This window comes from Arthrobacter sp. P1_A5 (genome assembly GCF_056406825.1).
This window is the reverse complement of record NZ_JBFTZL010000206.1, coordinates 1-5884: the sequence shown is the minus strand read 5'-3', so window position 1 is coordinate 5884 and position 5884 is coordinate 1. Positions and strand designations below refer to the sequence as shown.

Here is a 5884-nt window from a genome sequence, read left to right as displayed (position 1 = left end):
GTTCAGCGTCGGGTGCGCCGGGGTACTGGGGGCATGGGTCGCAGATGTCACATAGACATTATGTCTATAAAAGTCCGTCCTGCCCAACGCAAACCGCGTTTTCGGAGGACTTTTTCTACAAAGACGCGAATTCGCACGGAAAAGTTCCCGGCGGGGTTCACATTGGTCTTTGCGGGGCCGACCTCGATAGCATCGGGAGGTGACTTCACAGGCATCTGCACAGGCGGCAGGCAACACCTGGCCGCGGCTCATCAACGCACTCATCAGCGGTGCCGACCTCACTGCCGGGAGCACTGAGTGGGCCATGAATTCCATCATGTCCGGTGAGGCGACGCCGGCCCAGGTGGCGGGTTTCCTGGTGGCGCTGCGTGCCAAGGGCGAGACCGTGGATGAGCTGGCCGGCCTGGTGGAGGCAATGATCGCCAACGCCAACCCCATTGACATTGCCGGTGAGAAGCTGGACATCGTGGGCACGGGCGGCGACCAGCAGAACACGGTCAACATCTCCACGATGGCCGCCCTCATCGCCGCGGGAGCGGGGGCCCGGGTGGTCAAGCACGGCAACCGGGCGTCGTCGTCCTCGTCGGGATCCGCCGATGTCCTGGAGGCCCTCGGCGTCCGGCTGGATCTCCCCATTCCCCGCGTGGCACTCAACGCCGAAGAGGCGGGAATCACGTTTTGCTTCGCCCAGGTGTTCCACCCCTCCATGCGGCATGCCGCCGTCGCCCGCCGCGAACTCGGCGTGCCGACGGCGTTCAACTTCCTGGGCCCCATGATCAACCCGGCACATGTCCAGGCGTCGGCGGTGGGCGTCGCCAATGAGCAAATGGCCCCGCTGGTGGCCGGAGTGCTGGCCAAGCGAGGCAGCCGCGGCCTGGTTTTCCGCGGCAATGACGGCCTGGATGAGCTCACCACCACCGGCCCGTCGCGGGTGTGGGAGATCCGCAACGGTGAGGTAACTGAAGAGATGTTTGATCCACGCGATCTGGGCATCCGGACGGCCACGCTGGAGGAGCTGCGCGGCGGGGACGCGGTGGCCAATGCCGCCGTCGTCCGGGCTGTCCTCGGCGGTGCGCCGGGGCCGGCCCGCGATGCGGCGCTGCTCAACGCCGCGGCCGGGCTGGTGGCGTTCGACCTCGACGCCGTGGGTCCGCTGGCGGAGCGCATGGCCGCCGCGTTCAACCGCGCCGAGCAGTCCATTGAATCCGGCGCCGCGGCCGCGGTGCTGGACAGGTGGGTCGCCCTGTCGCAGACCGCCTAAAGAACACATGAGACGGGCCCGGCAGATTTCTGCCGGGCCCGTCTCATGTGAGCTGGTCGCAATTCGGTTGTTCGCTACTGCTCGAATCCGAGGGCAAACGCCGCATCGAGGTCGTGCTGGGAGTAAGCGCGGAACGCGATCTGCGTAGTGGTGTGCGCGACGCCGGGAACCTTCGAGAGCTTGTCCGCGATGACGTCCGCCAGGTCCTCGTGCTTGGCGACCCGGGCGATGGCGATCAGGTCCCACTCGCCCGTTACGGAATAGACCTCGCTGATGCCGGCGATGGCGGAGATTTCCTCGGCGGTCTCCGGGATGCGTGAAGCGTTTGTCTTGATCAGGACGAATGCGGTGACCACGTGTGAACCTTTCCGGATCGGTTGCGCCGTTTGCGGGCCTGTCGGCGGCCCTTGCACGGGCGCTGCCATCTTCTGCAAGCCTAGTGCATTAGGCCTGGCGGCGGCGTGAACGCAACCGCCGAACGCCCGCGGCCACAAGGCGGTAACCCAGGAGGAAAACGGCCAGGCTCAGCAGGGCCACGATGATGAAGGGCAGCACCACCGTCTGCCCGGTGAGGGCCCGCAGGATCATCCCGACGCCGACGGTTCCTAGCCAGACAGCGACGCCGGCGGGCCACACCCGCAGGGGGTCATGCCACAGCCGCAGGACCAGCCATGCCAGTGCCGCGCCTGCCAGGAACGGCCACGCCGTCGCAAAGACGCCGGTGACAATTTCCCCGCGTTGGTGCGCGTCGCGCCCGATCGCCGCGAAGAGCAGAATCAGGAGTGCATCCGCGCATGCGGCCAGGGCTGCTGTCTGCGCGGGCCGGAGGCCGGAATGGGGAACGTCCGGGGCGGACGGGCGGGGGCGTCTGGGGGTTGGAGAAGGCATACATCCAAGCCTAGTCCCGTCAGGATGGGCTCCGGGCGGGCACCGTTGTGTGTGAAGTCACCTCCGGGCTAGGCTCGGCCCCATGCCGCTGATCGCCGCCGGAGTCTGCCGGCGGCACGGCAAACGCAAGGGGAGCGCTGTGAGCGAAAAGATCACCACCTGCCTGTGGTTCGACAGTCAGGCCGAGGAAGCCGCCGAGTACTACGTCTCCATCTTCGACGGCGGCAAAATCCTCGATGTCTCGCGGTATGGCGACGGCGGTCCCGGGCCCGCCGGCCAGGCCATCACCGTTCAGTTCCTGCTTGACGGGCGCACCTTCACGGCATTGAACGGGGGTCCGGCCTTTACTTTCAATGAGGCAGTGTCTTTTGTGATCGACTGCGCGTCGCAGGAGGAAGTGGACCGCTACTGGTCGGCCCTGACCGACGGCGGCCAGGAAAGCCAGTGCGGCTGGCTCAAGGACCGGTACGGGGTCTCGTGGCAGGTGGTTCCGGCCGTGCTGGGACAACTGCTCGCCGGCCCCGACCCCGACGGCGCCCAGCGTGCCATGCAGGCAATGCTCGCCATGCGCAAGCTGGACATCGCCGCCCTGCAGGAGGCCTACGACGGCGCATGACGCCCCTGGTCCGCGTGGCCCCGGGGGGACCCCCGTCCGTGATCCCGGTCGGCGTGGCCCCCCGACCCAGGGGCTGTCCGCACATATGATCGTGGCATGAGTAGCGACGCCGTTCCGGAGGCTGGTGTTCCGGTRCAGCYGGATCCTCAGYTGGMCGGCCAGYTGAGYATTAACGACATCCTGCTCGAACTYGGCCAGGCYCCCGTGGTGCACCCCTCACCGGATGCTGCGAGTGAGCTGCATTTCTTTTAGGCCCGCCGCTTCCGGTTCCGCCATCCCGCGCCTGCTCCGCACTTCCTTCTGCTGACCCCGCACAGTGGCGCTCCCGCGCTGAATTCGGGCCCTTTGGTCCTAACGGCGTACGGCCCGGGGGGCTAGTTTGGCGCTTAAGGATGCCAGCAGGGCGTCCTCAGAACGGAAGGATGGCTCCCGTGGAGCAATTCTGGAACTTCATTTGGCTGTTCTTTTGGTCATTCGCGTTCATCGCGTATCTTTTCGCGCTGTTTGCAGTTATCTCGGATATTTTCCGGGACCACGAACTCAGCGGTTGGCTAAAGGCTGTGTGGATCATCTTCCTGGTCTTTGTGCCGTTCCTCACGGTTCTCGTGTACCTGATCGCGCGGGGCCGCAGCATGGCCGAGCGCCAGGCCCGCAGTGCCCAGCGGGCCGAAGCCGCAACAACGGAATACATCCGCTCCGTGGCCAAGTCGTCCCCCTCCCAGGAAATCGCAAAGGCCAAGGAACTCCTCGACGCCGGCACCCTGACCCAGGCCGAATTCGACGCAGTCAAGGCCAAGGCGCTGAGCCAGGCCTGACCGTCCCGCTGCGTCCTATAGGTGCACTTCTCGCCATCGGACCAGCAGTCAGTTCGGCCGCCGGTAGCTGGCCAGGCCATGTTCGTAGGCGAAGATGACAGCGTGCACACGGTCGCGCAGCCCGAGTTTCATGAGGATGCGGCCCACGTGGGTTTTGACTGTTGATTCCGCCACAGTCAGTGGTTCCCCGATCTCGGTGTTTGTAAGTCCCAGGGCAATGGCCGAGAGTATTTCCCGCTCCCTCAGTGATGCCACCGCTTCATCACCCGCGGCCGGGGGGCCGGAGGGAAGCCTTAGGCTGAAGAGGTCCAGCATCCGGCGTCTGACCCGGGAGGAAATGGCGGCGTCTCCTCCGGCGACGGCCCGTCCGGACTAGTGTTTTATCAACGACGAGCAGCACCCGGGTGGGGTGCGTCGACGGTGCGGCTACGGCTTCCTAATGGCTCCGTCCGGCAGCGGGAACCGCGCGGTCACGGACCATCCACCCTTGGTCAGGGGTCCCGCGCGCAAGAGGGTCCTTGGGTCATGGCGATGGTGGCGTTGTTGGCGCGTACGGCCAGTACAGCCAGGTTGCCGCTCATGGAGCAGCTGCACGAGATCAGTGGAGTGCGATGACCAGGTAGAGGGCTGCAAGGGCGATCGTGGTGGGGGTCATGACGAAGCGTTCGGGTTTGCTCCGGGAGATTGCGTTCATAAGGACTCCGAGCACGAAGTATGCCGTCAGCACCCACACGGTGATCGCAGTAAATGATTCGCTGACCAACAGCGGGACAAAGCCGGACTTGGCCAGCGCCGCATAAGCGAAGAGGGCATACAGGGGAATGGATGCTGCGCTCCCGATTCTGAGTTTGGCCGGGAGGACGCGGTGTTGTCCGCCCCACGCCATTCTCCCCAGCGGTGCTCCGGCGATCAGCGCCACCTGGAAAACAGCCAGGCCGGCCAAGAGTGCGCAGGCGAGTATTGCGGAAAGCTGGTCCAACTGCATCTGGATCCATCCCCTTGTCGAGTCCTAGGCAGCAACGCGTGTTGCGCCGTGCGACGCACGCCGTGTTGTGGTGGCTGTGGAGAGCATATTCGTGAACCCGGTGCAATTACGGGACCCGCAATCCGCGCCTTTCACCCACCACGTTGAAGAGGCCGACGGCGATCGTCGGCCGGAACCAGGGGAGGAGGGCGTTGAGTCCGACGGGAATATCCGAGGCGGCGAAGGACTGGTCAGGTATCTGGGCTGCCGCCGCCCCCTGCCACCCCGGGTAATTCATCAGCCGACCGACTCGCTCTGCTTCGGCCGTGCCGGCCAGGTCCTCCAAGACTTTCAGGGCGCCGGGGATGCCGGAGGTTACACCGGCCGTGGTGGTGGTCCTGCCGTCCTGAACGAATCGCCGGCCTCCCATCCATTGGACCTGGGGGTGGCTCCGCTTGAGCGCACCCAGGCGGGACCAGTGGCTCGTAGCCTTACGCCCGTCCAGCCCTCCGGCTTCGGCCCCGTCGACGGCGGCAGGGACGGCCCGCGCCGCGATTGTATAGACCGAAAAATCCGGGGAACTGGCAAACACTTCGTACGGGGCCGGAACGTCACTTCCCACGGTGCCTGACGATCCCAGGGCAACGGCGACAACTATCGCGCCGGAAGAGGAGGGCCGGTTCGTGGGCAGGTCCGTCGGCTCCTGTGCGGCGGGGCGGACGTGACGTTGCGCGTCCGCCACCACCGCGCCCGCGAAAGCCATCGCGATCACAGCTAAGAGGGACAGGCCAACCGAGAGAGCGGCGTGAATGAGTCGTCTAGAGAGGGGAGCCATGAGTGAGTCTCGATTCCGGGATTCCGGGCATCAACTGTAGGGCGCGCCGTTGATCCACGGCCTGTGCGCAGCAGGAATCAGGGGTACTCTGAGCCGCATGGAGATGCGCCTCGAGGTAGTACAAGTACCCGTCAGTGACGTGGACAAGGCCAAGTCGTTCTATACGGACCGACTCGGGTTCGTTCTGGACCACGACGTCGAATACATCCCGGGAATGAGGGTCGTGCAACTCACGCCACCGGGCTCCGCCGCCTCTATCGTCGTCGGCACCGGAATGACCAGCATGCCGCCGGGCAGCCTGGAGGGCCTGCAACTGGTGGTCCCCGATATGGCGTCCACGCGGGCTGATCTGCTTCGGCGGGGAGCGGAAATCAGCGAAGTCCAGGACATGGGTGGAATCGCCTTCGCCTACTTCAGCGACCCGGATGGCAACCGCTGGGTGCTGCAGGAAGCCACGCGGCCGGACATGAGGGAAGCCGGCTCCTAGGGCTGGACGATCAAGGGC

The 5884-nt window shown here is 65.6% G+C and carries 9 protein-coding genes; 4 read left to right on the top strand and 5 right to left on the bottom strand.

The window, feature by feature from the left end:
* Window positions 1-199: 199 nt before the first annotated feature.
* Window positions 200-1261, top strand: coding sequence for an anthranilate phosphoribosyltransferase (trpD, locus tag AC1D1S_RS18570; protein ID WP_243177417.1), 1062 nt, complete (start codon window positions 200-202; stop codon window positions 1259-1261).
* A gap of 74 nt (window positions 1262-1335) precedes the next feature.
* On the opposite strand, the gene AC1D1S_RS18565 is transcribed toward trpD, so the two are convergent.
* Together AC1D1S_RS18565 and AC1D1S_RS18560 are read right to left on the bottom strand one after the other, a co-directional pair.
* Window positions 1336-1617, bottom strand: coding sequence for an Lrp/AsnC family transcriptional regulator (locus AC1D1S_RS18565; RefSeq protein ID WP_028276733.1), 282 nt, complete (start codon window positions 1615-1617; stop codon window positions 1336-1338).
* Between the two features lie 88 nt (window positions 1618-1705).
* Window positions 1706-2149, bottom strand: coding sequence for a DUF3054 domain-containing protein (locus tag AC1D1S_RS18560; RefSeq protein ID WP_243177418.1), 444 nt, complete (start codon window positions 2147-2149; stop codon window positions 1706-1708).
* A gap of 82 nt (window positions 2150-2231) precedes the next feature.
* Here AC1D1S_RS18560 and AC1D1S_RS18555 point away from each other — a divergent pair, with 82 nt between their 5' ends.
* Both AC1D1S_RS18555 and AC1D1S_RS18550 read left to right on the top strand, forming a co-directional pair.
* Window positions 2232-2765 carry a VOC family protein gene (locus tag AC1D1S_RS18555; RefSeq protein ID WP_279293854.1) on the top strand — a complete coding sequence of 178 codons (534 nt, stop codon included), beginning with the start codon at window positions 2232-2234 and terminating at the stop codon, window positions 2763-2765.
* 422 nt (window positions 2766-3187) lie between these two features.
* Window positions 3188-3580 carry an SHOCT domain-containing protein gene (locus AC1D1S_RS18550; RefSeq protein WP_043436041.1) on the top strand — a complete coding sequence of 131 codons (393 nt, stop codon included), beginning with the start codon at window positions 3188-3190 and terminating at the stop codon, window positions 3578-3580.
* 48 nt (window positions 3581-3628) lie between these two features.
* On the opposite strand, the gene AC1D1S_RS18545 is transcribed toward AC1D1S_RS18550, so the two are convergent.
* The 3 genes from AC1D1S_RS18545 to AC1D1S_RS18535 form a co-directional block, all read right to left on the bottom strand.
* A complete protein-coding gene (locus AC1D1S_RS18545) occupies window positions 3629-3835 on the bottom strand; it encodes a response regulator transcription factor (protein ID WP_476995150.1) in 207 nt (68 codons plus the stop codon).
* Window positions 3836-4178: 343 nt separating this feature from the next.
* Window positions 4179-4565 carry a hypothetical protein gene (locus tag AC1D1S_RS18540; RefSeq protein WP_476995149.1) on the bottom strand — a complete coding sequence of 129 codons (387 nt, stop codon included), beginning with the start codon at window positions 4563-4565 and terminating at the stop codon, window positions 4179-4181.
* A gap of 106 nt (window positions 4566-4671) precedes the next feature.
* Window positions 4672-5316 carry a type 1 glutamine amidotransferase family protein gene (locus tag AC1D1S_RS18535; protein ID WP_476995148.1) on the bottom strand — a complete coding sequence of 215 codons (645 nt, stop codon included), beginning with the start codon at window positions 5314-5316 and terminating at the stop codon, window positions 4672-4674.
* A 160-nt stretch (window positions 5317-5476) separates the two neighbouring features.
* Here AC1D1S_RS18535 and AC1D1S_RS18530 point away from each other — a divergent pair, with 160 nt between their 5' ends.
* On the top strand, window positions 5477-5866 hold the full coding sequence (locus AC1D1S_RS18530; RefSeq protein ID WP_476995147.1) for a VOC family protein: 390 nt from the start codon (window positions 5477-5479) through the stop codon (window positions 5864-5866).
* Window positions 5867-5884 lie beyond the last annotated feature (18 nt).

Coding starts and splice junctions, on each gene's coding strand:
- AC1D1S_RS18560 (WP_243177418.1), bottom strand. CDS start 2,149: ATGCCTTCTCCAACCCCCAGACGCCCCCGCCCGTCCGCCCCGGACGTT.
- AC1D1S_RS18555 (WP_279293854.1), top strand. CDS start 2,232: ATGCCGCTGATCGCCGCCGGAGTCTGCCGGCGGCACGGCAAACGCAAG.
- AC1D1S_RS18550 (WP_043436041.1), top strand. CDS start 3,188: ATGGCTCCCGTGGAGCAATTCTGGAACTTCATTTGGCTGTTCTTTTGG.
- AC1D1S_RS18540 (WP_476995149.1), bottom strand. CDS start 4,565: ATGCAGTTGGACCAGCTTTCCGCAATACTCGCCTGCGCACTCTTGGCC.
- AC1D1S_RS18530 (WP_476995147.1), top strand. CDS start 5,477: ATGGAGATGCGCCTCGAGGTAGTACAAGTACCCGTCAGTGACGTGGAC.